The sequence below is a fragment of the Gulbenkiania mobilis genome (assembly GCA_004346645.1).
Taxonomy (GTDB): Bacteria; Pseudomonadota; Gammaproteobacteria; order Burkholderiales; family Chromobacteriaceae; genus Gulbenkiania; species Gulbenkiania mobilis.
This window is the reverse complement of the sequence record SMDA01000007.1, coordinates 19,861-41,796: the sequence shown is the minus strand read 5'-3', so window position 1 is coordinate 41,796 and position 21,936 is coordinate 19,861. Positions and strand designations below refer to the sequence as shown.

Sequence of the window (21,936 nt, the reverse complement as noted above, 5' to 3'; positions counted from 1 at the left end):
TGCTGTTCATTATTCCGAAACAAACTGGACACCTGTGACGCGGTGTTAAACACTTGTCTCACACGCTTGCGCCCTGTGCACTCTTGGTGCCTGTCTTGAACTCCCTCCTGTCGCGCAGCATCGGGCATGAAAAACTCGAGCAAAAACTCTTTACAGTTTTTTTGTTCCTGATTAGTCTAAGAGAAAATAAAACGGCATTCCGCAGTGCGGAATGTTATTAGACAAAGGAGTCAACTGGTGTCCATCGCCCCTCCCAGCCAAGACGTACTCGTCAGTTTTCGTGCCGTACAGAAGAGCTATGACGGTGAAAGCCTGATCGTCAAAAACCTCGATCTCGACATCCGTCGGGGCGAATTCCTCACCCTGCTTGGGCCGTCCGGTTCGGGCAAGACTACCTGTCTGATGATGCTGGCGGGTTTCGAGACCCCTACCCACGGCGAAATCCGGCTCGAAGACCGCCTACTGAACAACGTGCCTCCGCACAAGCGCGACATCGGTATGGTGTTCCAGAACTACGCCCTGTTTCCGCACATGACCGTGGCCGAGAACCTGGCCTACCCGCTCACCATCCGCAAGCTCTCCAAGAGCGAGATCGCCGAGAAGGTGAAGAAGGCCTTGGGGATGGTGAAACTCGACAACTTCGGCCATCGCTATCCCGGCCAGCTTTCTGGCGGCCAGCAGCAGCGCGTGGCGCTGGCACGGGCACTGGTGTTCAACCCCAAGCTGGTGCTGATGGACGAGCCCTTGGGCGCGCTCGACAAACAGCTGCGTGAACACATGCAACTCGAGATCAAGCACATCCACGAAAGCCTCGGCGTAACCGTGGTCTACGTCACTCATGATCAAAGCGAGGCGCTGACGATGTCGGACCGGGTAGCGGTGTTCAAGGACGGCATCATCCAACAGATCGACGCGGCCAACGTACTGTACGAGGCGCCTGCCAACTCCTTCGTGGCCAACTTCATCGGCGAGAACAACACGCTGGCCGGCGAGGTGCTGGCTGCCGAGGGCGATTACTACGCCGTGCGTCTGGCCGGTGGCGACGTGGTGCGGGCACTGGCGGTCTGCCCAAGCGACAAGGGTGCGGTCACCTCGATGTCCATCCGCCCCGAGCGGGTGCGTCTGGCCGATCAGGCTGCCGGCTGCGAGAACCGTCTTGCGGGTCGCCTGGCGGAATTCATCTACTTCGGCGATCACGTTCGACTACGGCTGGAAGTGGCCGGGCAGAACGGCTTCATGGTCAAGGTGCCGGTGGGTCAGCTCGATTCGGGCTGGCGCGTCGGCGATACGCTGGATGTTGGCTGGTCGGCGCGCGATCTGCGTGCGCTGGACCCGCTGGCGGCCTGAGAACACCCCCCACCCAAGCAAAAAAGACGCGCAAGCGTATGATTACAAAGGAGAGAACCATGAACCGTCTCAAACTGACTGCAGCGTTGACCCTTGCCACTCTGGCCGTGCCGGCCTTTGCAGCCAAGGATCTGACCGTGGTGGCCTTCGGGGGCGCCAACAAGGAGGCCCAGGTGGCGGCCTATTACCAGCCGTTCGAAAAGGCGACCGGGACCAAGATCACCGCCGCCGACTACAACGGTGAGATGGCCAAGATCAAGGCCATGGTGGAAGCAGGGCGCCCCACTTGGGACGTGGTGGAAGTGGAGTCTCCCGAACTGCTGCGTGGCTGTGAGGAAGGCCTGTTCGAGAAGATCAACTGGGCCAAGGTAGGCAACAAGTCCGATTTCGTGAAGCCGGCCGTGTCCGAGTGTGGTGTTGGCATCTTCGTATGGTCCACCGCCCTGGCCTACAACGCGGACAAGCTCAAGGCTGCACCGGCCTCGTGGAAGGATTTCTGGGATCTGAAGAAATTCCCGGGCAAGCGCGGCCTGCGCAAGGGGGCCAAGTACACGCTGGAGTTCGCACTGCTGGCCGACGGCGTGCCGCCGGATCAGGTGTACAAGACCTTGGCCACCAAGGCCGGTGTCGATCGCGCCTTCAAGAAGCTGGATCAGATCAAGTCCAGCATCCAGTGGTGGGAAGCCGGCGCACAGCCGCCGCAGTTCCTCGCTTCGGGTGACGTAGTGATGAGCTCGGCCTACAACGGCCGGATCGACGCTGCGCAGAAAGAGGGCAAAAACCTGAAGGTGGTATGGAACGGCAGCGTCTACGACGTGGATTCGTGGGCTGTTCCGAAGGGCTCGCCCAAGCTGAAGGAAGCCATGGACTTCATCAACTTCGCCAGCAAGCCGGAAAACCAGAAGGTGTACTCCAGTCGCATCGCCTACGGTCCGACCAACGTCAAGGCCGTGAAGATGATCGATCCGAAGGTGGCGGCCAACCTGCCCACCGCTCCGGCCAACCTCAAGGGTGCGTTGGCGCTGGACGTGGGCTTCTGGGTGGAGCACGGCGAAGAGCTGGAAGAACGCTTCAACGCCTGGGCTTCGCGCTAAGCCACGCGGGCCGGCAATGCCGGCCCATCTTTTCGCCTGCCTTCGGCCAACCTTGGCCGAAGGCCCTTTCTGACGGTTTACATGATGTCTGAAAGCCTCGTCATGGATGCTCCGCTGACTGCCGCCGATGGCGTACCGCTTGCCGTCAAGCTCAAACGCCAGGCGCGCCTCAAGCAACTGAAGGCCCTGGGCCTGATCGCGCCGCTGGCCCTGTTCCTGCTACTGACCTTCCTCTTGCCGATCGGCCTGCTGCTCAAGCGCAGCGTGGACAACCCGGAAGTGGTCAGCGTGCTACCGCAGACCAGCCGGCTGCTGGCGGACTGGGACCAGCGCGGCCTGCCGTCCGAAGCGGTTTTCAACGCACTGGCCGCAGACCTGACGCGCGCCCGGGAGGAAAAGACGGTCCCGGAGCTGGCCAAGCGCCTCAACATGGAGATCAGCGGCTTCCGTTCGCTGATCCAGCGTACCGCACGCAAGATGCCGCTGGAACTCGCTCCCGGTGCTTCGGTACGCGACCGCTTCATCGAGATCGATGAACGCTGGGGGGATCCGGACCACTGGCATGCGATTGCCCGCAATGCCAAGTCCTGGACGCCGTACTACGTCTACAGTGCCCTCGACCTTCGCGAAACCAAGAGCGGCACGCCCGAGCTTGCACCGGAGGAGGAGCGCGCCTTCCTCAAGATCTTCGGCCGAACCCTGTGGATGAGCCTCTGGGTCACCATTTGGTGTATCGCGCTCGGTTATCCGATCGCCTACTGGCTGGCAACGCTGCCCAAGCGGCAGAGCAACCTGCTGATGATTCTGGTGCTGCTGCCGTTCTGGACTTCGGTACTGGTGCGCGTGGCGGCCTGGATCGTTCTGCTGCAGTCCGAAGGCCTGATCAACCGGGCACTCATGGGGCTGGGCGTGATCGACAGTCCCCTGCCGCTCGCGTTCAACCGCATGGGGGTGTACATCGCCATGGTGCACATCCTGCTGCCCTTCATCATCCTGCCCACCTACAGCGTGATGAAGTCGATTCCCGCCACCTACATGCGTGCGGCGATCTCGCTGGGTGATCATCCCTTCGCCGCCTTCTGGAAGATATACTTCCCGCAGACGGTGGCCGGGGTCGCTGCCGGCGCGCTCTTGGTATTCATTATGTGCATCGGCTACTACATCACGCCGGCACTGCTAGGCGGCCCCGAAGAGCAGATGGTCAGCTATTTCGTCGCCTTCTACACCAACGTCACCATCAACTGGGGTATGGCCGCCGCACTGGGCAGCCTGCTGCTGGTCGCCACGATGACGCTGTATGCCGTGTACAGCAAGCTGGTGGGTGCCAACCGTCTGAGCCTGGGGTAAACGCATGCTGCCGAACTATGCCTCGCCGATCGAGCACATCTGGTACTGGACCTTTCGCCTGCTGTGCGTGCTGATTCTGATTTTCCTGGTGTCGCCGCTGCTGGTGATCGCGCCCTTGTCCTTCTCGGCCGACAGCTTCCTGCTGTATCCGATCCACCACTTCTCGCTGCGCTGGTACGAAACCTTCTTCGGAAACGGGGAGTGGCTCAATGCCCTGAAGAACAGCTTCATCGTCGCTCCGGCGGCCACGGTGCTGGCCACAGCGCTGGGCACGTTGGCGGCTGTGGGGCTGACCAGCGCCCATTTTCCCGGCAAGGGTGTGCTGATGAGCATCCTGATCTCGCCGATGGTCGTGCCCGTGGTGATCGTAGGGGTGGGTGCTTACCTGTTCATGGCGCCGATGGGCCTGACCGGCAACTACCTCGGCCTGATCATGGTGCATGCGGCGCTGGGGGTACCCTTCGTCGTGATCACAGTATCGGCCACGCTGCGCGGTTTCAACGTCAACCTGATGAAGGCCAGCGCCAGTCTGGGCGCACCGCCGCTGATGACGTTCCGCCGCGTTGTGCTGCCACTGATTGCGCCAGGCGTGATCTCGGGGGCGCTGTTCGCCTTCGCCACCTCGTTTGACGAAGTGGTAGTAACCCTGTTCCTGGCGGGCCCCGAGCAGGTGACGTTGCCTCGGCAGATGTTTGCCGGCATCAAGGAGAACATCAGCCCGGCGATTGCTGCGGCCGCCACCGTGCTGATCCTGTTCTCGATCGTGCTGCTGCTTACGCTGGAATGGCTGCGTGGGCGCAGCGAGCGGATCCGCACCGCAAAGGTTTGAGCGTTTTCCGTCGAGCCCAAGCAAAAGCCCGTCCTGTTGGACGGGCTTTTGCGCTTCTGGGTACCCCGCAAGGCGCTTCGGCCAACCTTGTGCTAGCTGCGCCCCGTACTGCCGAATCCGCCCTCGCCCCGGTCGCTGCTGTCGAATGCGTCAACGATGTTGAAGCCTACCTGCACCACCGGCACGATCACCATTTGGGCAATGCGCTCCAGTGGGGCCAGGTGGAAAACGGCGTTGCCCCGGTTCCAGACCGACACGAACAGCTGACCCTGGTAGTCCGAGTCGATGAGTCCCACTAGGTTGCCCAGGACGATGCCATGCTTGTGGCCCAGGCCCGAACGGGGCAGGATCATCGCCGCCAGCGACGGATCGCCGATGTGGATCGCCATGCCGGTCGGTATCAGCTGTGTCTCGCCCGGTGCGATATCCAAGGCTTGGTCAATAGCGGCGCGCAGGTCGAGGCCGGCCGAGCCTGGGGTGGCATAGTCGGGCAGGCGGTCGGTGAGCCGGCTGTCCAGAATCTTGACGTCGATGACAGGTTTCATGGCAGGCCTCCTGAGGCACGGTGGTAGGGCAGGGCGCGGGCTGCCCCGCGCGGCCGCAAGCATAGCCGGTTTGCAGAAGGTGGGAAAGTCCGCCCCCGGTCAGGCAGGTGGCAGACGTGCGGCCAGCTCCTCTACCAGGCGCGCAGCCAGGGCCTGCTTGTCCATCTCGGGCAGGGCGTGGCTGCCGGCGTCATCCAGCAGCAGCACTTCGTTGGTGTCGCGTCCCATCGCCTTCTGCACCAGGTTGGCCACCAGCAGGGGCACCTTTTTGCGCCGGCGCTTGGCATCGGCGTATTCCAGAAGGTTACGGCTTTCGGCGGCAAAGCCCACGCAGAAGGGAGCCGCCGGCAGGCTGGCTACGGTGGCGAGGATGTCCGGGTTTTCCTCCAGCTCGATCACCGGCACCGAATCGCCCTTTTTCAGCTTGTGCTCCGCCCGGTTGCGTACCCGGTAATCGGCCACGGCGGCTACACCGATGAAAATGTCGGCCGAACCCGCATGGCGCAGCACGGCATCGTACATTTCCTGCGCTGTGCCCACATCCAGACGCTGCACATCCTCCGGGCAGGGCAGCCCGGTGGGGCCAGAGACGAGCGTGACCTCGGCACCCGCATCGCGGCAGGCACGCGCCAGCGCATAGCCCATCTTGCCCGAACTAATGTTGGTGATGCCGCGGACCGCATCGATCGGCTCGAAGGTGGGGCCGGCCGTCATCAGCACCTTGCGCCCTGCCAGACGCTGGGGTACGAACAGGGCTTCAAGCCGCTCCAGTAGCTGCTCCGGTTCCAGCATGCGTCCCTCGCCCACTTCGCCACATGCCTGCTCCCCCGAAGCCGGACCGAATACCTGCACGCCATCAGCCCGCAGCTGGGCCACGTTGCGCTGGTTGGCCGGGTTGGCCCACATTTGCCGGTTCATCGCGGGCGCCACCACCAGCGGACAGGTGCGGGCAGCGGCCAGCGTGGAGATCAGGTCGTCGCTGACCCCGTGTGCAAGCTTGTAGAGGGTGTTGGCCGTCGCCGGTGCGATGATGAAGACATCGGCCCGGCGAGAGAGTTCGATGTGAGCCATCGCATTGTGGGGGCGTGGATCCCACAGGTCGGCGTAGACCGCATTTCCGGACAGGGCCTGGAAGGTGACCGGCGTAACGAAGCGGGTGGCGGCCTCGGTCATTACGACTTCGACCGTATGGCCAGCCTTGACGAGCAGGCGCGTGAATTCGGCCGCCTTGTATGCGGCGACACCACCGGTGACGCCCAGCAGGATTCTTCTGGCAGACATGGTTGTAAGCCCGGACACAAAGCGCACAGTGTAAACAAAACCCCGGGGCCCTGCGCAGCCCGGCACAAAAAGCGCTGCCCAGAACAGCGTCCACCGAAAGCTGCAAGCAGGGAGAGAGGGCGATATATGCTTATTGCATGAAACCAGGGCGCGTGCTAGAACTTTTATGTCTGACAAAGGGGGGGCTTCATGCCGATTTCCGATTGGCCGGCCAGCGAGCGGCCGCGCGAAAAGCTGCTGGCACGCGGAGCAGCGGCGCTATCCGATGCCGAACTGCTGGCGCTTTTCCTGCGCACCGGGCTGCCGGGAAAGAGCGCGGTGGACCTGGCCCGGGAGGTGCTGGCGCATTTCGGTTCGCTTTCGACCCTGCTTTCGGCCAACCTTGCGGCTTTCTGCGCGCTGCCGGGGCTAGGCGAAGCCAAATATGCACAGCTGGCCGCCACCTCGGAGCTGGTACGCCGTGCCCTGGCAGAGCGGCTGGTGGCTGGTGAGACGTTCACCAGCCCCGACGCGGTGCGGGACTACTTGCGCCTCACCCTGGGGCACCGGCAGGTCGAGGTATTTTCAGTCCTTTTTCTTACGGCACAAAACCGGCTCATCGCTGTCGAAGAGTTATCTGCCGGTACCGTGAACGAGACGCGGGTCTACCCGCGCGAAGTGGCGCGCCGTGCCCTGGCGCACAACGCCGCGGCGCTGATCGTGGCCCACAACCACCCCGGCGGACAGGAAGAGGCGTCCAGGGCCGACCGCGAACTGACCGTTCAGCTCAAGGCGGCACTCGGATTGCTAGAGATCGAACTACTGGATCACTTTATCGTGACCCGCCAGCGTGCGGTGTCTTTTGCCGAGAACGGCTGGCTGTAACCTGCCCGATGAGGAGGCTGCCATGAACATCCTGCGTCTGATCAATGAATCGGAATACATCCAGATCAATAACCACCTGATCAAGCCCGACCTCCTGTTCGCCTCGGAAGACTTTGCTGACGATGACGACGTGGCGGTGGAGGCCGAAGTCAACGGCATGCCTTTCGTCCTGACCGTCGCCGACTTGGAGGAAGCCCTGCCGCTCGCAGATGGCGGCTTCTGGCTTGAGACGGTGGGGTACGTGCGTTTCGTCTCACGCGCCAGCCTCCACTGATCCGGCCCGATTGCAGCCAGACCGAAGCGCCTGCCGGCCATGCCGGTTGAGCCTTCGGTTTTTTTTTACGACAATGACCGCCCCGGCCGGCGCTGTGCCCGGCCGCTTTGCTTTGCAGCATTCATTGAGGCGGAGACAGCAATGACCAAAGTAGCCGTAGTCGGCAGTATCAACATGGATCTGGTAGCGCTCGTCCCGCGCTTTCCGGCGCCCGGTGAAACCCTCATCGGCAGCCGGTTCGAAACCTTCCCCGGGGGCAAGGGGGCCAACCAGGCGGTGGCTGCGGCGCGCCTCGGCGCCGAAGTGGCCATGGTCGGCTGCGTTGGCGGCGACGGGTTCGGACGCGAACTCTTGTCCGGACTTGCGGCAGAGGGGGTAGATACTTCGGCAATCCGTGTGAGCGGTGAAGCGTCCACTGGTGTGGCGAGCATTCTCGTCAGCGGCGGGGAGAACACCATCGTGGTCGTGCCCGGTGCCAACCACTGCCTCACCCCGTCAATGGTGGAGGCCTCCGAACAGCTGATCGCTTCGGCCGACGTGGTGCTGACCCAGCTGGAGATTCCGCTGGAAACGGTGGAGGCCACAGCCCGGCTTGCCAGCCGGCATCGTGTGCCCCTGATCCTCAACCCAGCGCCGGCAGTGCGTCTGTCGCGGGCGCTCTTGGACCAGGTCGCCTGCTTGACGCCCAATGAACACGAGCTGGCCACCGTACTGGGGGCGCCCTCCCTCCCATTTCCGGACATGCTGGCGCTGTTGCCCGGTAAGGTGGTGATGACCAAGGGCGAGCATGGTGCCTACCATGTGGATGGCTCGGGACAGTTCTGGCACCAGCCCGGTTTTGCCGTTTCTGCGGTCGATACCACCGGGGCCGGCGATACCTTCAACGCGGCCTTGGCCGCAGCCTGGCAGGGCGGGTTACGCCAGGCCATGCGCTTTGCCGCGGCAGCTGCGGCGTTATCCGTGACCCGGCTGGGGGCGCAGGGGGGGATGCCCTCAGCAGCGGCGGTGGAGAGTTTTCTGCAGAATTCGACTCAGAATGCACCGTCTTTGACCTGACGCAAAGTCAGAAACTTGCCCACTGGCTAGAGTGCTTGCTCTTGTAGGTTAGAGAAGCCAGGAAGAGCGAGGTCGAGCAATGGAAAAAATTCGTGTAGGGATGATCGGTGCCGGCGAGACAGGCACGCCGCTGCTCTTGCAATTGCTGGAAGCACCGTTTGTCAAGATGGTGGGCGTGGCCGACCTGAACCTCGAACTGCCGGGCATCCGGCTGGCTCAGGAGCATGGCGTTCCCGTTACCAGCAACTTCATCGAGATCGCGGAGCAGGGCGAGGAAGTGGACATCATCATCGACGTCACCGGCTCGCGCAAGGTACGCGAGGACCTGCGCCGCTTCATGCAGTTTTCGGGCAATGCCCACACCGTGATCGTTCACGAGCGTGTGGCCATCCTGATGATGTCGCTGTGTGCAGGCAAGCTGATGGAAACCCGGCACAGCGAACTGGCGTACTGACGCCATTGCATACATGAGCAGACGAGGGTTTGGGGCGCGCAAGCGCCCCTTTTTCATGAGCCCGGCGCCTACATTAAGCTGGAGGACAGCATGGCGATTCCTGACGACCGGCGTACTCTCCTGGCGGCGATGCAGACCAACTACCTGCACTTGACGCACCAACTGAAGAGCGTACCGGCCGAGCGCGCGCGCTCGGCCTGCGTGGCAGGCCATGTGCAAGGCAGCCTGATCAGTGCCGCCGACCTCGTCGCCTACCTGATCGGCTGGGGCCAGCTGGTGCTCAAGTGGGAGGCTGCTTGGCAAACCGGAGAGGCGGTGGACTTTCCCGAGACCGGCTACCGCTGGAACAACTTGGGCGCCTTGGCACGAAAATTCTACCGGGACGGGGAGGGGCTGCCCTGGCCAGCACTGCTGGAGCGGTTGGCCGAAACGCACGCCGCACTCGTGGCGCTGGTGGAGCGCCATGACGATAGGACCCTGTACGGCGCGCCGTGGTATGGCAAGCATACGCTGGGACGGATGGTCCAGCTCAACACGGCCGCCCCCTACGCCAATGCACGCGCACGCCTGCGCAAGGCGTTCGGTCCGGCCGTCGCCCGCACGAGCGGTACGGTTCAGCCGTAACCGCGCCGCAACAGGGCCAGATACAGCATGCCGGCGGTGATGGCGTCGTTGAGCGCATCGTGGCGGGGCAGGGCGGGCACCTGCAGGTCGTCCACCAGGGTCTGAAGTTTCAGATCAATGTAGGCGTCCGGATTCTGACGCAGCTTGTAGTCGTAGTAGCGGCCCGAGATTTCGATCTGGCGGTTGGGCAGGCTGCATCCGGCCAGGGGGCGCACATACTTGTTGAGCACGGCTACGTCGTATTCCAGGTAGTAGCCGGTCAGCGGCCGTCCGCCGATGAATGCTAGGAGGCGCTCTACCGCCTCTTGCGGCGCCATACCCTCCTCGACGTCGCGCGGTCGCAGGCCGTGGATGCGCACGTTGTCGTCATCGGGCCGCTGGCTGGGGCGGACCAGGAGATAGAAGGCGTCGCTGGTGAGGATACGCCGTTCTGCCGGGCGGATGCGCACCGCGCCAATCGACAGTAACTCGGCCTCGCGCACGTTCAGGCTGGTGGTCTCGCAGTCCACGCTGACAATTTCGTCCTCCCGTGCTTCGAATAAGGTGCGGTAGCGCGCATCGCGCAGACGGTTCAGGGCCCAGTGCCGCCGGAGTGCGTCCAACATCAGAAGTTCCCCAGCCGGAAGTGATGCCGCAGCAGGGTGCGGAAACGCTTGACCACCGCCAGCGCGTCTTTCAGCAGGTCGCGCTCCAGGGTGGATAGCCGGGCGGGCGCCACGCGGCTGGTGGCGGCTCGGCCCGCGGCCATCTCTTCCAGGCCTTGCTCCAGCCGCAGCTGCAGCAGGAAGCCCAGCGCCTCTCCGATGTCGCTGGCCAGTTCGCGCTCCAGGGCGCCACAGGTGGCCAGCTTGTCCAGCCGATCGAAGGTATTGTTTTCAGTCAGGCCCCTTTCCAGTGCCAGCGCACGCACGCCATGCACGATCGGAAAAATCCCCCCCTTCTTGAGGTCCAGCATCGCTTGGCCTTCGCGTTCCTGGGTGAGCAGCTGGGCGAACAGCCCCAGCGGAGTGTCGAACTGTTCCACCGCGCGAGCGAACCGGGCATAAAAGCTCGGGTCGTCCACCAACGCCGCCCGCAAAGTGCTGCGACAGGCTTGCAGCAGGCTGGCATCACCCGCCACCGCCTCGGCATCGACGAAGATGGCCAGGTTCATCAGTGCCTCACCGTCGGGCCGGTCCACCCAACCCTGCAGCGTGCGCGAAAAGTCCGCCACCGTCTGCCGCCAGGCCGGTCTGCTGATCATGATTCCGCCGGCACACGGCGGATAGCCGAAGCGCTCCAAGGCGGCCGAAAACGCTTCGGCCAACCCCGGCAGCTGCGGCAGGGAAAAGCCATTGCGCAGGATCAGTGCGTTGTCCTGGTCGGTCTTGAGGATCTGCTCGCCGCGTCCTTCAGACCCCATCACTACCAGGCAGGTATTGGCCACCACGTCGGCTGGTGCGATCAGCTTCCAAGTACGTTCGAACAGCCTGGTATTAAGCGTCTGTACCAGGCGGCCCAGCTGTGGGGCCTTGACGCCATGGCTGCTGAGGATGCGCACCAGCCGCGTGATCTGGCCGGCGATCTCGGCCAGTTCGTCCAGCGAGCTGGCACGCTCCAGCCGCTGGGCGATCAGGTGCGAGTGGTTGGAAAAATAGGAAAGAATATCCACCTGCGACAGCATGCCCACGGCCTCGCCACGCTCGGTGACCACCAGGCGACGGATATTGCGGCGGGTCATCGTCAGCAGCGCGTTGAACAGATAGTCGTCGATGTCCACCGTCAGCAGGGCGAACTGGGCCACACTCGCTAAGGGTGTGCTGGACGGCAGGTCACCGAGCAGGATGTCGCGAAAGTCGGTGGTGGTGAAGATACCCAGCCGGTCCTCGTGCCGTACCAGTACCGACTTCACCCGCTGTGCCTTCATGGCCGCAGCGGCATCGCGGACTGTCTGGTGGCCCAGCAGGGTCACTGGCACACGGCTGCCCACATCGCGCACGGTGGCGGTCAGCAGCGTCTGCAGTTCGCGGCTGCCCGCACGCTCGGCCAGCGCCCCGAACTTTTGCGACACGCTGGCGTAGAAAAAGGCGCCGAAGCGGGGATTGCGTTCGGTGAGCTGCAGCACCACCGTGCGTGGCAGGCTGAACACCAGCGCCTCCTCATGCACCACGAAGCGGTGTGTCGTGCCGCTGGCGACCAGCGCCCGAGCATCAAAGGTGTCGCGCTCGCGATACACCGCGATCACCTCGTCGCCTGCCATCTCCCGCACCAGCCCCTTGATGACCACATACAGGGCTTCCACCAGCTGGCCCGGTCCGAGGATAACGGACTCGTCATCGAAGAACACGATATCGGCGTTGGCTTCCAGCGTGTCGCGCTCGGCCGCCGACAGCGTGTCGAAAGGGGGATGGCTGAAATCGAAACGGCTCATGGTCTCTCCTCCGGGCCGGCAGCAAAAAGGCCGGCATGCGCCGGCCAGACCCGAAGCAGGCAGCGGTCAGGCGATCAGGCCCTCCAGCGCCTCGGCAAGGGTGTCGACCAGCGTGTCCACGTGGGCGTGGGTCGTTTCCGGACAGCATAGCGTCATGTTGTGGAACGGTGTGATCAAAATGCCGCGGTTAAGCAGATAGAGGTGCAGCGCGCCTTCAAGCGTGTCATCCATGGCCGCTTCGGCCTCCACACCGGTACGTGGGCGGACCGGGCAGTACTGAAATTCGCAGCGGGCCCCGATTTGGGTGACGCACCAGGGCAGTGCCAGCCGTGCGAACAGAGCTTCCAGACGCTCGGCCAGATACGCGGCCGTGGCCGTCATGTGCCAGTAGGCGTCGCGTGTCATCACTTGCTCCAGGTTGGCGCGGATCGCCGCCATCGTGAACATGTTGGCCGAAAGCGTGGTGCCCATGCCGGAGTGGCCCGTCTCCTTGGTAGCGAGGTAGGCCTCTGCCGCCTTTGCAACCTCCCGGCTCATGCCATACACCGCCGCCGGCAGGCCACCTGCTACCGGCTTGCCCAGGGTGAGAAAGTCGGGCACGACACCCAGTGCACCGCTCCAGCCGTGGTAGCCGGCACTGATGGTGTGTGTCTCGTCCAGGACGAGATAGGTTCCGGTCTCGCAAGTCAGCGCACGCACCCCTTCGATGAACCCGGGGTCCGGCAGCACCATGCCGATGTTGGTGAGTGCGGGCTCTGTGATCACGCAGGCGACAGTGCGGTCCGCCAATGCCGCCTCCACGGCGGACAGATCGTTGAATGGCACCACCCGGGTATGCAGTGTCAGGTCGTGCACTTGCCCCACGAGCCCTGGGCGATGACGCGCTTCCCTGTCCGTCAGGCGTACGAAGGTGTCGTCAACAGTGCCGTGATAGCAGCCATCGAACACCAGGATGCGGCTGCGGCCGGACAGGGCGCGGGCCCAGCGCAGCACCGAGCGGTTGGCATCGGTGGCAGTGGTGGTGAACTGCCACACCGGGAGCCCGAAGCGCTCGGCCAGCAGGGCGCCGACCCGGGCAGCGTTCCCGGTAGGCAGCATCGTGGTGTAGCCCCGTTCGGCCAGTTCCCGCACCAGGGCAGCTACCGGGCCCGGGCTGTGGCCAAACATCGCACCGGTGTCTCCCAGGCAGAAGTCCAGATAGCGATGGCCGTCCACATCGGTGAAGTGCACGCCACGGGCGTGGTCGACAAACAGCGGAAAAGGTGTGCCCCAGTCGGTCATCCAGTGCATGGGCACGCCTGACAAGAGATGCGGGCGGGCGGCCTGCGCCAGTTGGCGTGAGGTGGGGTTGGCCGAAATGAAGCGTTCGGTTTCCTGGTGGGCCAGGCTTTCCAGGCGGGTACGGTCGATCGGGGTCTGCATGGTGAAACTCCGCAAAGAAGTGCGGCTGAGGGATGCCCTGCCCGGCTGGAGTGCCCGTCAGCCGGGCAGGGCAACTCCGCAATGGCCGAGAGCGCAAAGGCGGACAAGCGGAATCGGCGTGCGGCGCAGCGCACGCAGGCGGTCCCGCGGAGACGGGCCGTGCAGCGAGGAAAGCGTAGCGTACAGGGACATGGCCGGAAACCGCCGGCCATGCCGGCTAATTGTTAAACAGTATGTTTAACATATTAGTCATTCATGCCGGGCAGCCACAAGCACCAGGTGCCAAGGGACCCGGTAGCCGTTCGCGTCGTACCGGTTCGCCGCCCATGAAGAGCGCCATCTCGCCCGGCTGCAGCGCTGTCCAGACCTCGTTGTCGGTGAGCGGCTGGGTGGCGATCACGGCCACACGGTCACGCGGAGTGGTTACGGTAGCGAAATCCACCGTTACATCGTCGTCCACCAGATGGGCGGCCTTGAAGGGGGCCTGCCGGATAATGTAGTGCAGGTGCGTGCTGCAGTGGGTGAGCAGCCAGTCGCCGTTGGAAAGCATGAAGTTGAAGACGCCATGCTGGCGGATCTCGGCGACCAGTTCGGCCACAGCATCGAACAGGGCTTCGGGCCCGGGGGCAGACGCGAACCGGCTGCGCAGATGATTCATCAGGTGGCAGTAGGCCCGTTCTGAATCGGTGTTGCCCACTGGTGTGTAGCGCCCCCCGACAGGAGGGGTGAAGGCCTTAAGGTCGCCATTATGTGCAAAGATCCAGTACTGACCCCATGCCTCACGCATGAAGGGGTGACAGTTGGCCAGCCGTACCTCGCCTTGCGTGGCTTTGCGGATGTGGGCGATCACGTTCTCCGACTTGATCGGGTAGCGGCGCACCAAGTCGGCCACCGGCGAGGCCACCGAAGGCTTGTCATCGATGTAGAGCCGTACGCCCTTGTCTTCGAAGAAGGCGATGCCCCAACCGTCCGCATGGTGGTCGGTCAGGCCGCCGCGGCGGTGAAAGCCTTCAAACGAGAACAGGATGTCGGTCGGCGTATTGCAGTTCATGCCGAGCAGCTGGCACATGGGATCGTCCGTCTGTTGAGGGGCCCGCAGGCCGTTATTCGAAAAACACCGCAATTAGGCTTTCATTGTTCCATTTAAGTTCGCATCCCGCCATGCCCGTCCTGACGCATCCGTACGCGCAGCCGGAGCGGCTTGCAATTTGTGAGAAAATCTCCATTTAAGCCTTTCTGAAAGACACAGGGTGCCTCATGACGACCATCGTCGTTGTTCGCAAAGCGGGCGAGATCGCCATTGCCGCCGACAGCCAGACGACGTTCGGCGATGACCAGAAGCTGCTGGCCGCCTACGATCCGTACCACAGCAAGATCTTCCGCCTCGGAGACAACTATCTGGCGATCTCCGGCTCTGCCGCGCACGACCTGGTGCTGCAGCAGGCACTGCGGGGACTGAAGAGCCGCGACCTCAGTTCGCGCGCCGCCATCTTCGAAACCTTCCGCAAGCTGCACCCCAAGCTGAAGGAAACCTTCTTCCTGCGGCCGGAGGAAGAAGAAGACGATCCGTACGAATCCAGCCAGATGATGGTGGTCATTGCCAACCCACACGGCATCTTCGGGGTCTACCCGATGCGCGAGGTGTACGAGTTCTCGCGTTACTGGGCCATCGGTTCGGGCCGCAAGTTCGCCATGGGCGCCATCCATGCGCTCTATGACAGCCCGCTTTCGGCCGGCGACCTGGCTGCGGCCGGGGTACGCGCCGGCTGCGAGTTCGACCTGGCCTCCTCGCTGCCGATGACGCTGCACACCCTGGCGTCCGCCACCGAACCACAAGGATCTGCTGCATGACCCATCAAGACATTCTGCAACGTTTCATCTTTGACGGCGCCCCGGTGCGCGGAGCGCTGGTGCGACTGGATGCCGCCTGGCAGCAGGTGCTGGCGCGCCGCAGCTATCCGGCGCCGCTGGAACGTCTCCTGGGCGAGATGATGGCTGCCTCCAGCCTGCTTTCGGCCAACCTGAAATTCGAGGGCACGCTGGTGATGCAACTGCAGGGGCAGGGCGCCCTGCAGCTTGCGGTGGTCGAGAGCAACAGCGACCGCACGCTGCGCGCCACCGCCCGCTGGGACGGTGACAGCCTGCCCGATGTGCCGGTCAAGGAACTGCTGGGCACGGGCGGGGTGTGCGTGATCACGCTGGACCCGAAGCAGGGCGAGGCGTGGCAAGGCATCGTGGCGCTCGAAGGCGATAGCCTGGCGCCGATGCTGGAGCACTACATGGCCCGTTCGGAGCAGATTGATACCCGGATGATCCTGGCTGCCAACCATGAAACTGCTGCCGGCCTGCTGCTACAGCGCCTTCCGGATGGACACGGTGATCCGGACAGCTGGGCCCATGTGGTCACGCTTGCCAATACCCTGAAAGCGGAAGAACTGCTGATGCTGGACGCGCAGACCCTGCTGCACCGGCTCTACCACGAGGAGGCGGTGCGCCTTTTCGATGCCGAACCGATGGCCTTTGCCTGTACCTGCAGCCGCGAGCGTGTGGGCGACATGCTCAGAATGCTGGGTGGACAGGAGGTGGGCGAGATCATCGACGAGCAGGGCAGCGTGGAGATCGCCTGCGAGTTCTGCAACCAGAAGTATGTGTTCGACGATGAGGACGCCCGTGAGCTTTTCGACTTTGATGTGGTGGCCGCAGTGCGCGAAGCCAGGCACTGAGCACGGCTACCCCATCCCGGAAGGGTTGCTGCGGCAGCCCTTTTTCATGCGCCCAATGTTTAAAAAAATAGATGGACAGTGTATTTTTGTGTCGTTACTCTAAACATTGCTGCCTTAGCCGGCAGCCTATAACACACACGACAATGCAAAGGTGAAATGAGGATGAACACGATGCGCCTGTGTGCGCTGGCGGCCACGCTGGCCGTCGCAGCCACCTCGGCCCAGGCGGCCGGCAAGGAACTGAACGTTTATAACTGGTCGGACTACATTGCCGAAGGCACGGTGCCGGCCTTTTCCAAGGGCACCGGCATCAAGGTGCGCTATGACGTGTACGACAGTATGGAGGTGCTGCGGGCCAAGCTGATGACCGGGCGCTCCGGCTACGATGTGGTGGTGCCCACCAACAACACGCTGGACCTGGGCATCAAGGCGGGCTTCTTCCAGCCGGTGGACAAGAGCAAGCTGCCCAACTACAAGTCGCTGGACCCTGAACTCCTGAAGCTGATGAGCCAGTTCGATGCTGGCAACAAGTTCGGCGTGCCCTACTTCTGGGGCGTGATCACGCTGGCAATCAACGAGGACAAGGTGAAGAAGGCGCTGGGCGGCCCCTTACCGGCCAACCAGTGGGACCTGTTCTTCAAGCCCGAGTATGTCAGCAAGCTCAAGGGCTGCGGGGTGAGCGTGCTCGATTCTCCGTCCGAGTTCTTTCCGGTAGCGCTCAAGTACTACGGCAAGAACCCCAACAGCGATGCCGAGGCGGACTACCAAGGGGTGATGCCGGCGCTGAAGACGGTGCGCCCCTACATCACGCGCTTCTCCTCCTCTGGCTATATCAATGAAATGGCTGGCGGGGACGTGTGTCTGGCACTGGGCTATGGCGGCGACCTCAACATCGCCAAGCGCCGCGCCGAGGAGGCCAAGAACGGCGTGAAGATCAACGTGCTGATGCCCAAGGGCGTGGCGATCTGGGTGGACAGCATGGCCATCCCCAAGGACGCAGCCAACGTGGAGAGCGCGCATGCTTTCATCAACGCCATGCTGGACGCCAAGACCGCGGCCGCCAACGCCAACGCAGTGACCTATGCGCCCGGCGTGTTGTCGGCACGGCCGTTCGTGGACAAGAAGTACCTGGCCAACCGCTCGATCTTCCCCACGGCCGACGATGTGAAGAACGGCTTCATCATGCAGACGGTTTCACCCAAGACCATCCGCACCTACACCCGCCTCTGGCAATCCTTCAAGACCGGCCGCTAAGCGCCGCTTGTCTGACGCTTCGGCCAACCCTGCCCTGACAGGCGGGGTTGGCCGAAGGCTTTCCGGGCCGTCTATAGCGGCGCCAGCACTTCCTCCCACCGCTGGTGTTCCACCAGCTCCAGAAAAGCATCCCCCAGCCGCTCACTCTCCACCTGCGCCGTATGCCACAGGCGCTCGCGTTCCGTGTCCCGGCCCAAATAGCGGCGGAAATCGTTGCGGTCCGGCAGTTTGCCTCCGGGCAGGCGCGCCAGATACTCACGGGAGGGCGCCAGCAGCAGGGTGTCCGCATGATGCGCAACCTGCGGCTTGCGCCAAGGCAGGAACTTGTCGAACCAGCCCGGAACGATGCGATCGGTGAAGTGGGGATAGAGCGTGATCTCGTTGCGTCCTGAAAAAGGGAAGTCGAGGTGATAGTCGGTGAGGCCGCCGTCACGGTAGACACCGGCTGCCTCTCCCGGCAGCTGCACGCCGCCGATCACGCCCGGAATGGCCACCGTACCCATCAGCGCTGCGTCGAGGTTGTCCGTGGTGAGCGGCACGGTACGGGTGGGAATGCCGTCATCGGGCACGAAGTCCAGGGCGCTACGCATGTCGTGGCACAGCACCCGGGTAAAGGCATGTCGCACCAGCGGTCGCGCCACGGTGTTGCAGGCAGCCGCCAGCGCCAGGCCTGCCAGCAGCGCTCCCCGGCTTTCGCACGCGGCCAGGCCGTGCGACTGCACCAGCACCAGCGTCAACCTGTAGTCCGGGTGTGTCAGCAGCCGGGCGCGCGCTTCAGGCGGCAGGATTTCGTCCAGCATCACCCGCGTCTGCCGGGTGATGTCGTCCACGGTCACGCGGGCATGGTAGCGTTCTGCGGTGTAGCGCCGCGCCAGTCGCTCCAGCGCGGTGGCCGGGTCAGGCTGCATCGCACAGGCAAAGCGCCAGCCTCCGATAGAGGCGCCGATCAGCTCACGCACACGGGGTACGGTAGCCAGCCAGCCGAACACGGCCTTGTCCAGTCCGGTTAGGCCTACGGCTTTCGGGCCGCCCGCGGCACCGGGCAGTGCGCCGACCGCACCGGCTGTCAGCCCCTCGCGTGCAAGGTGTTTGAGGGCGCTGTGTCCGGCGCGCAGGGTCAGGGGGCGATAAGGAATGTGGATCGCGGTCATCGGCATCGGGTGGGCGGCGATCGGTGGCTTTTGCTATGCTTTAGCGCTTTTGCGGGCCGCACTCTCGCCGCCCCGTTTAGGGAGTCCATGATGATACCCGTGAGCCATCTCACCGACTATCTGCGCGAGCAGGGCCTGAAACTGGATCTTGCCGACGTGCAGGTTGCCGCCTTGACGCTCAAGGCCGTGCTTGATGCCGACAAGCCCGACCCTTCGGCCAACCTGTTCCGCTATCCTGTTCCGAGGCTGTCCGACGATGGCGCCTGCTCGCTGGTGGACGAACTGGCACCCGAACCCTTCGATCTTGCCCCGCTTTTCGGCGGCGAGACGCTGGAGGCGCGTACCCTTCTGGCCAGCCTTAATGCGCTGGTGCATTCCACCCAGCACCAGATCGGTGCCGACTGGCTGGGCATTTATGTCCGGGCGGGCGAAGGGGAGGCGAAGCGTCTGGTGAAGCTGGCCTACCAAGGCCTGCCCAGCCGTGCCGAATTCCCCCTGACCGAAGCATTTGCCGAGGGCAGCAACAACAGCCGGGTGGGGCTGACTGGCTGGGGCGTGCTCATCGACGATGTAGCGGTGTGGCGAGCCGAGGGCGGCGGATACTACGAATGCGACCCCAAGGTCCGCAGCGAGGTATGCCTTCCGGTGGTGGATGCAGCCGGCCGGGTGCTGGGTATCATCGATGCCGAGTCCGCCACGCCAGCCTTCTTCACCCCGGAGAAGCAGGCTTGGCTGACCGCGCTGGCGGTGGTGCTGGCCCACCCCTTCGGCACACTGCCGTGGCTGACGTTGGACGACGAGGACGAAGCCGGCGTCTGAACAGTGCCGGTCCAATAGCGAAAGCCTGACCGTTCCGATTAAAACGATCAACTTTCCTTTTGGCCAGCAACGGGGCTACCATCGCCCCTCGACGTTATGCCCGGAGTATTGCCATGTCTGTTTCCGACGACCGCCTCGTCCGCCACGTTGCGGCCTGCCAGCTGCCCACCCCGTTTGGCGTGTTCACGCTGCACGGGTTCGAGGAGGTGGGCGGTCCACGCGAGCATGTTGCGCTCAGCTTGGGTGAGGTGGGTGCCGGGGATGTGCCGGTGCTTATCCGACTGCATTCCGAGTGCCTGACCGGCGATGCCCTGTTCTCGCTGCGTTGTGACTGTGGTTTCCAGCTGGAGGCCGCGCTCGAAGCCATCGCGCGCGAGGGTCGCGGCGCCGTGCTCTACCTGCGACAGGAGGGGCGGGGCATCGGGCTGATCAACAAGATCCGTGCCTACAAGTTGCAGGACGGTGGGGCGGACACGGTGGAAGCCAACGAGCAGCTGGGTTTCCCGGCCGACATGCGTGACTTCCGCCTGGTGCGCGATATGCTGGCGGAACTGGGTATCGCCCGGGTGCGGGTGATGACCAACAACCCGCGCAAGGTGGAGACCTTGGAGAAGATCGGCATCGAGGTGGTGGAGCGCGTACCGCTTGAAGTAGGGCGCAACCCGCACAACGAGCGTTACCTTTCCACCAAGATGGCCAAGCTCGGCCACATGCTGTCTGGCTAGGCCATCCGCCGTAGGGCGCGCAGCAGACCCGACAGTCCGTTATGTAGTTAGAACCAATCGTTATTGAATGTTGTATCCAGAATCGTTGACAGCAACCGAAAACAGCGGTTCAATAACGATCAGATTTACCGCCGATTTGAACACAGCTTGCGGGCGTAAAACAGCTAAAGCGTGGAGCACTAGGGTTTCCCCGTGTGCCACAATCTTTCGGATACGAAGATTTCCATGCACAAGGCCCGCCGCATATCGGTGGGCCTTGATGCTTTGGAGCCTTCGAATGATCCACCTCAATGATGTAAAGAAACGCTTCCGTCGCCCTGACGGTGGCTGGTTCGACGCGGTGAGCGACACCAGCCTGTCGGTGTCCGCCGGTGAAATCTTTGGCCTGATCGGGTTCTCCGGTGCAGGCAAGTCTACCCTGCTGCGTCTGATTAACTTGCTGGAGCGTCCCGATGCCGGTGCGGTGATCGTGGACGGTCAGGACCTGACCCAGCTGTCGGGGGCGGAGCTGCGCCGTGCCCGACAGAACATCGGCATGGTATTCCAGCAGTTCAACCTGCTGGCCAACCGCACCGTTGCCGAGAACGTTGCCTTTCCGCTGGAGATCGCCGGCTGGAAGCGCGAGGCCATCCGCCAGCGTGTGGCCGAGTGCCTGGAGATCGTCGGGCTGACCGACCGTGCCGGCCATTATCCGGCCCAGCTTTCGGGGGGGCAGAAACAACGTGTGGGCATTGCACGCGCCCTGGCACCGCGGCCCCATGTGATCCTGGCCGACGAACCCACCTCGGCGCTCGACCCCAAGACCACCCAATCCATTCTGGAGTGCCTGCGCGACATCAACGCGCGCTTTGGCGTGACCATCGTCATCGTCACCCACGAGATGGGCGTGATCCGTTCCATCTGCCACCGTGCCGCCTTGCTGGATGCGGGGCGGGTGGTGGAGGTCATCAATGTGGAGGCCGGCCGGGTCGATGCCCGCTCCGATCTTGCCCGCTCGCTGCTGGAGGCTGCGTAATGGAACCGATTACCTTCGCAAGTGCGCTAGCCAATCTGTCGATGATGGCGCCGGAAATCTGGCAGGCCGTCAAGGAAACCGCACTGATGCTATCCATCGGACTGGGCGCGGCGCTGTTCGTCGGCGGCCCGCTGGGCATTGTGCTTTACCTCACCCAGCCGGGGCAGCTCTTTGCCCATCGTGGTTTCAACGCTGTGCTGGGCTGGTTCGTGAATCTGGTGCGCTCCTTCCCGTTCATCATCCTGCTGGTATCGCTGGGCCCGCTGACGCGCATTCTGGTGGGCAGCACCATCGGCCCGGTGGCAGCAGCCGTGCCCCTGTCGTTCGCGGCCATTCCCTACTTTGCCCGACTGGTGGAGCAGACACTGCGCGAAATCCCGCGCGGCGTGATCGAAGCGGCCGAGGCCATGGGCGCCAGTCCGCTGCAGATTATCACCAAGGTGCTGATCAACGAGGCCCGCGCCGGCCTGATCTCCAGCCTGACCATCCTCACCATCAGCTTCCTGAGCTATTCGGCCGTGGCCGGCGTGGTGGGGGGCGGAGGCATCGGCGATCTAGCCATCCGCTACGGCTATTACCGCTTCCAGACCGACGTGATGGTGGGCATGGTGCTGCTGTTGGTGGTGATCGTGCAGATCATCCAGTTCATCGGCAACCGCCTGGCTTCGCGTCTTGACAAACGCTGACCCTTTTCCCCCTCGA

At 63.5% G+C, this 21,936-nt stretch carries 23 protein-coding genes; 16 read left to right on the top strand and 7 right to left on the bottom strand.

Going from position 1 to position 21,936, the window contains the following annotated elements:
- The first annotated feature begins 237 nt into the window (after positions 1 to 237).
- The 4 genes from EV669_RS10920 to EV669_RS10905 all read left to right on the top strand — a co-directional run bounded on the left by EV669_RS10920 (position 238) and on the right by EV669_RS10905 (position 4,617).
- Positions 238 to 1,347 carry an ABC transporter ATP-binding protein gene (locus tag EV669_RS10920; protein WP_318271437.1) on the top strand — a complete coding sequence of 370 codons (1,110 nt, stop codon included), beginning with the start codon at positions 238 to 240 and terminating at the stop codon, positions 1,345 to 1,347.
- A gap of 59 nt (positions 1,348 to 1,406) precedes the next feature.
- Positions 1,407 to 2,441, top strand: a complete 1,035-nt coding sequence (locus EV669_RS10915) for an ABC transporter substrate-binding protein (RefSeq protein WP_132098690.1) — start codon at positions 1,407 to 1,409, stop codon at positions 2,439 to 2,441.
- A gap of 84 nt (positions 2,442 to 2,525) precedes the next feature.
- Positions 2,526 to 3,788: an ABC transporter permease gene (locus EV669_RS10910; protein WP_132098737.1), complete on the top strand. Its 1,263-nt coding sequence runs from the start codon at positions 2,526 to 2,528 to the stop codon at positions 3,786 to 3,788.
- Between the two features lie 4 nt (positions 3,789 to 3,792).
- Positions 3,793 to 4,617 (top strand): ABC transporter permease, encoded by an 825-nt coding sequence (locus EV669_RS10905; protein WP_054285891.1) that lies wholly within the window; start codon positions 3,793 to 3,795, stop codon positions 4,615 to 4,617.
- A gap of 92 nt (positions 4,618 to 4,709) precedes the next feature.
- On the opposite strand, the gene dut is transcribed toward EV669_RS10905, so the two are convergent.
- Together dut and coaBC are read right to left on the bottom strand one after the other, a co-directional pair.
- Positions 4,710 to 5,162 (bottom strand): dUTP diphosphatase, encoded by a 453-nt coding sequence (gene dut / locus EV669_RS10900; protein WP_055434282.1) that lies wholly within the window; start codon positions 5,160 to 5,162, stop codon positions 4,710 to 4,712.
- Positions 5,163 to 5,261: 99 nt separating this feature from the next.
- Positions 5,262 to 6,443, bottom strand: a complete 1,182-nt coding sequence (gene coaBC, locus EV669_RS10895) for a bifunctional phosphopantothenoylcysteine decarboxylase/phosphopantothenate--cysteine ligase CoaBC (RefSeq protein ID WP_132098689.1) — start codon at positions 6,441 to 6,443, stop codon at positions 5,262 to 5,264.
- Positions 6,444 to 6,632: 189 nt separating this feature from the next.
- On the opposite strand from coaBC, the gene radC reads away from it, so the two are divergent.
- From radC to EV669_RS10870, 5 genes are all read left to right on the top strand, one after another.
- Positions 6,633 to 7,307 carry a RadC family protein gene (gene radC, locus EV669_RS10890; protein WP_055434280.1) on the top strand — a complete coding sequence of 225 codons (675 nt, stop codon included), beginning with the start codon at positions 6,633 to 6,635 and terminating at the stop codon, positions 7,305 to 7,307.
- 22 nt (positions 7,308 to 7,329) lie between these two features.
- Positions 7,330 to 7,581: a hypothetical protein gene (locus tag EV669_RS10885; RefSeq protein ID WP_054285887.1), complete on the top strand. Its 252-nt coding sequence runs from the start codon at positions 7,330 to 7,332 to the stop codon at positions 7,579 to 7,581.
- A 141-nt stretch (positions 7,582 to 7,722) separates the two neighbouring features.
- On the top strand, positions 7,723 to 8,637 hold the full coding sequence (gene rbsK, locus EV669_RS10880; protein WP_054285886.1) for a ribokinase: 915 nt from the start codon (positions 7,723 to 7,725) through the stop codon (positions 8,635 to 8,637).
- A 79-nt stretch (positions 8,638 to 8,716) separates the two neighbouring features.
- Complete coding sequence (locus EV669_RS10875) at positions 8,717 to 9,091, top strand: oxidoreductase (protein ID WP_054285885.1); 375 nt, start codon at positions 8,717 to 8,719, stop codon at positions 9,089 to 9,091.
- A gap of 90 nt (positions 9,092 to 9,181) precedes the next feature.
- The gene (locus EV669_RS10870; protein ID WP_132098688.1) at positions 9,182 to 9,715 is read left to right on the top strand and encodes a ClbS/DfsB family four-helix bundle protein; all 534 of its coding nucleotides are present in this window, start codon (positions 9,182 to 9,184) and stop codon (positions 9,713 to 9,715) included.
- On the opposite strand, the gene EV669_RS10865 is transcribed toward EV669_RS10870, so the two are convergent.
- The 4 genes from EV669_RS10865 to EV669_RS10850 all read right to left on the bottom strand — a co-directional run bounded on the left by EV669_RS10865 (position 9,706) and on the right by EV669_RS10850 (position 14,616).
- Entirely contained in the window at positions 9,706 to 10,320 is a 615-nt protein-coding gene (locus tag EV669_RS10865; protein WP_055434277.1) for a 3'-5' exonuclease, read from the bottom strand. The two genes, EV669_RS10870 and EV669_RS10865, sit on opposite strands and share 10 nt — an antisense overlap.
- A complete protein-coding gene (locus tag EV669_RS10860; RefSeq protein ID WP_132098687.1) occupies positions 10,320 to 12,125 on the bottom strand; it encodes a putative nucleotidyltransferase substrate binding domain-containing protein in 1,806 nt (601 codons plus the stop codon). The genes EV669_RS10865 and EV669_RS10860 overlap by 1 nt, the downstream gene beginning before the upstream one ends.
- A 66-nt stretch (positions 12,126 to 12,191) precedes the next feature.
- Positions 12,192 to 13,547, bottom strand: a complete 1,356-nt coding sequence (locus tag EV669_RS10855) for an aspartate aminotransferase family protein (RefSeq protein WP_132098686.1) — start codon at positions 13,545 to 13,547, stop codon at positions 12,192 to 12,194.
- Positions 13,548 to 13,800: 253 nt separating this feature from the next.
- Positions 13,801 to 14,616, bottom strand: a complete 816-nt coding sequence (locus EV669_RS10850; protein WP_132098685.1) for a class II glutamine amidotransferase — start codon at positions 14,614 to 14,616, stop codon at positions 13,801 to 13,803.
- 188 nt (positions 14,617 to 14,804) lie between these two features.
- Here EV669_RS10850 and EV669_RS10845 point away from each other — a divergent pair, with 188 nt between their 5' ends.
- From EV669_RS10845 to EV669_RS10835, 3 genes are all read left to right on the top strand, one after another.
- Entirely contained in the window at positions 14,805 to 15,398 is a 594-nt protein-coding gene (locus EV669_RS10845; protein ID WP_054285879.1) for an Ntn hydrolase family protein, read from the top strand.
- Complete coding sequence (gene hslO, locus EV669_RS10840) at positions 15,395 to 16,270, top strand: Hsp33 family molecular chaperone HslO (RefSeq protein ID WP_132098684.1); 876 nt, start codon at positions 15,395 to 15,397, stop codon at positions 16,268 to 16,270. Before EV669_RS10845 ends, hslO begins: the two co-directional genes overlap by 4 nt.
- A gap of 162 nt (positions 16,271 to 16,432) precedes the next feature.
- Positions 16,433 to 17,524, top strand: coding sequence for a polyamine ABC transporter substrate-binding protein (locus EV669_RS10835; protein ID WP_318271436.1), 1,092 nt, complete (start codon positions 16,433 to 16,435; stop codon positions 17,522 to 17,524).
- A gap of 71 nt (positions 17,525 to 17,595) precedes the next feature.
- Here the strand turns inward: EV669_RS10835 and EV669_RS10830 are convergent, their stop codons facing one another.
- Complete coding sequence (locus EV669_RS10830; protein WP_132098682.1) at positions 17,596 to 18,675, bottom strand: hypothetical protein; 1,080 nt, start codon at positions 18,673 to 18,675, stop codon at positions 17,596 to 17,598.
- Between the two features lie 87 nt (positions 18,676 to 18,762).
- Between EV669_RS10830 and EV669_RS10825 the strand changes: the two genes are divergently transcribed.
- The 4 genes from EV669_RS10825 (at position 18,763) to EV669_RS10810 (ending at position 21,920) form a co-directional block, all read left to right on the top strand.
- On the top strand, positions 18,763 to 19,494 hold the full coding sequence (locus tag EV669_RS10825; protein ID WP_318271434.1) for a GAF domain-containing protein: 732 nt from the start codon (positions 18,763 to 18,765) through the stop codon (positions 19,492 to 19,494).
- 113 nt (positions 19,495 to 19,607) lie between these two features.
- A complete protein-coding gene (gene ribA / locus EV669_RS10820) occupies positions 19,608 to 20,219 on the top strand; it encodes a GTP cyclohydrolase II (protein WP_132098681.1) in 612 nt (203 codons plus the stop codon).
- A 277-nt stretch (positions 20,220 to 20,496) separates the two neighbouring features.
- Positions 20,497 to 21,234 (top strand): methionine ABC transporter ATP-binding protein, encoded by a 738-nt coding sequence (locus EV669_RS10815; protein WP_072242892.1) that lies wholly within the window; start codon positions 20,497 to 20,499, stop codon positions 21,232 to 21,234.
- Positions 21,234 to 21,920, top strand: coding sequence for a methionine ABC transporter permease (locus tag EV669_RS10810; RefSeq protein ID WP_054285874.1), 687 nt, complete (start codon positions 21,234 to 21,236; stop codon positions 21,918 to 21,920). Before EV669_RS10815 ends, EV669_RS10810 begins: the two co-directional genes overlap by 1 nt.
- The last annotated feature ends 16 nt before the right edge of the window (positions 21,921 to 21,936 follow it).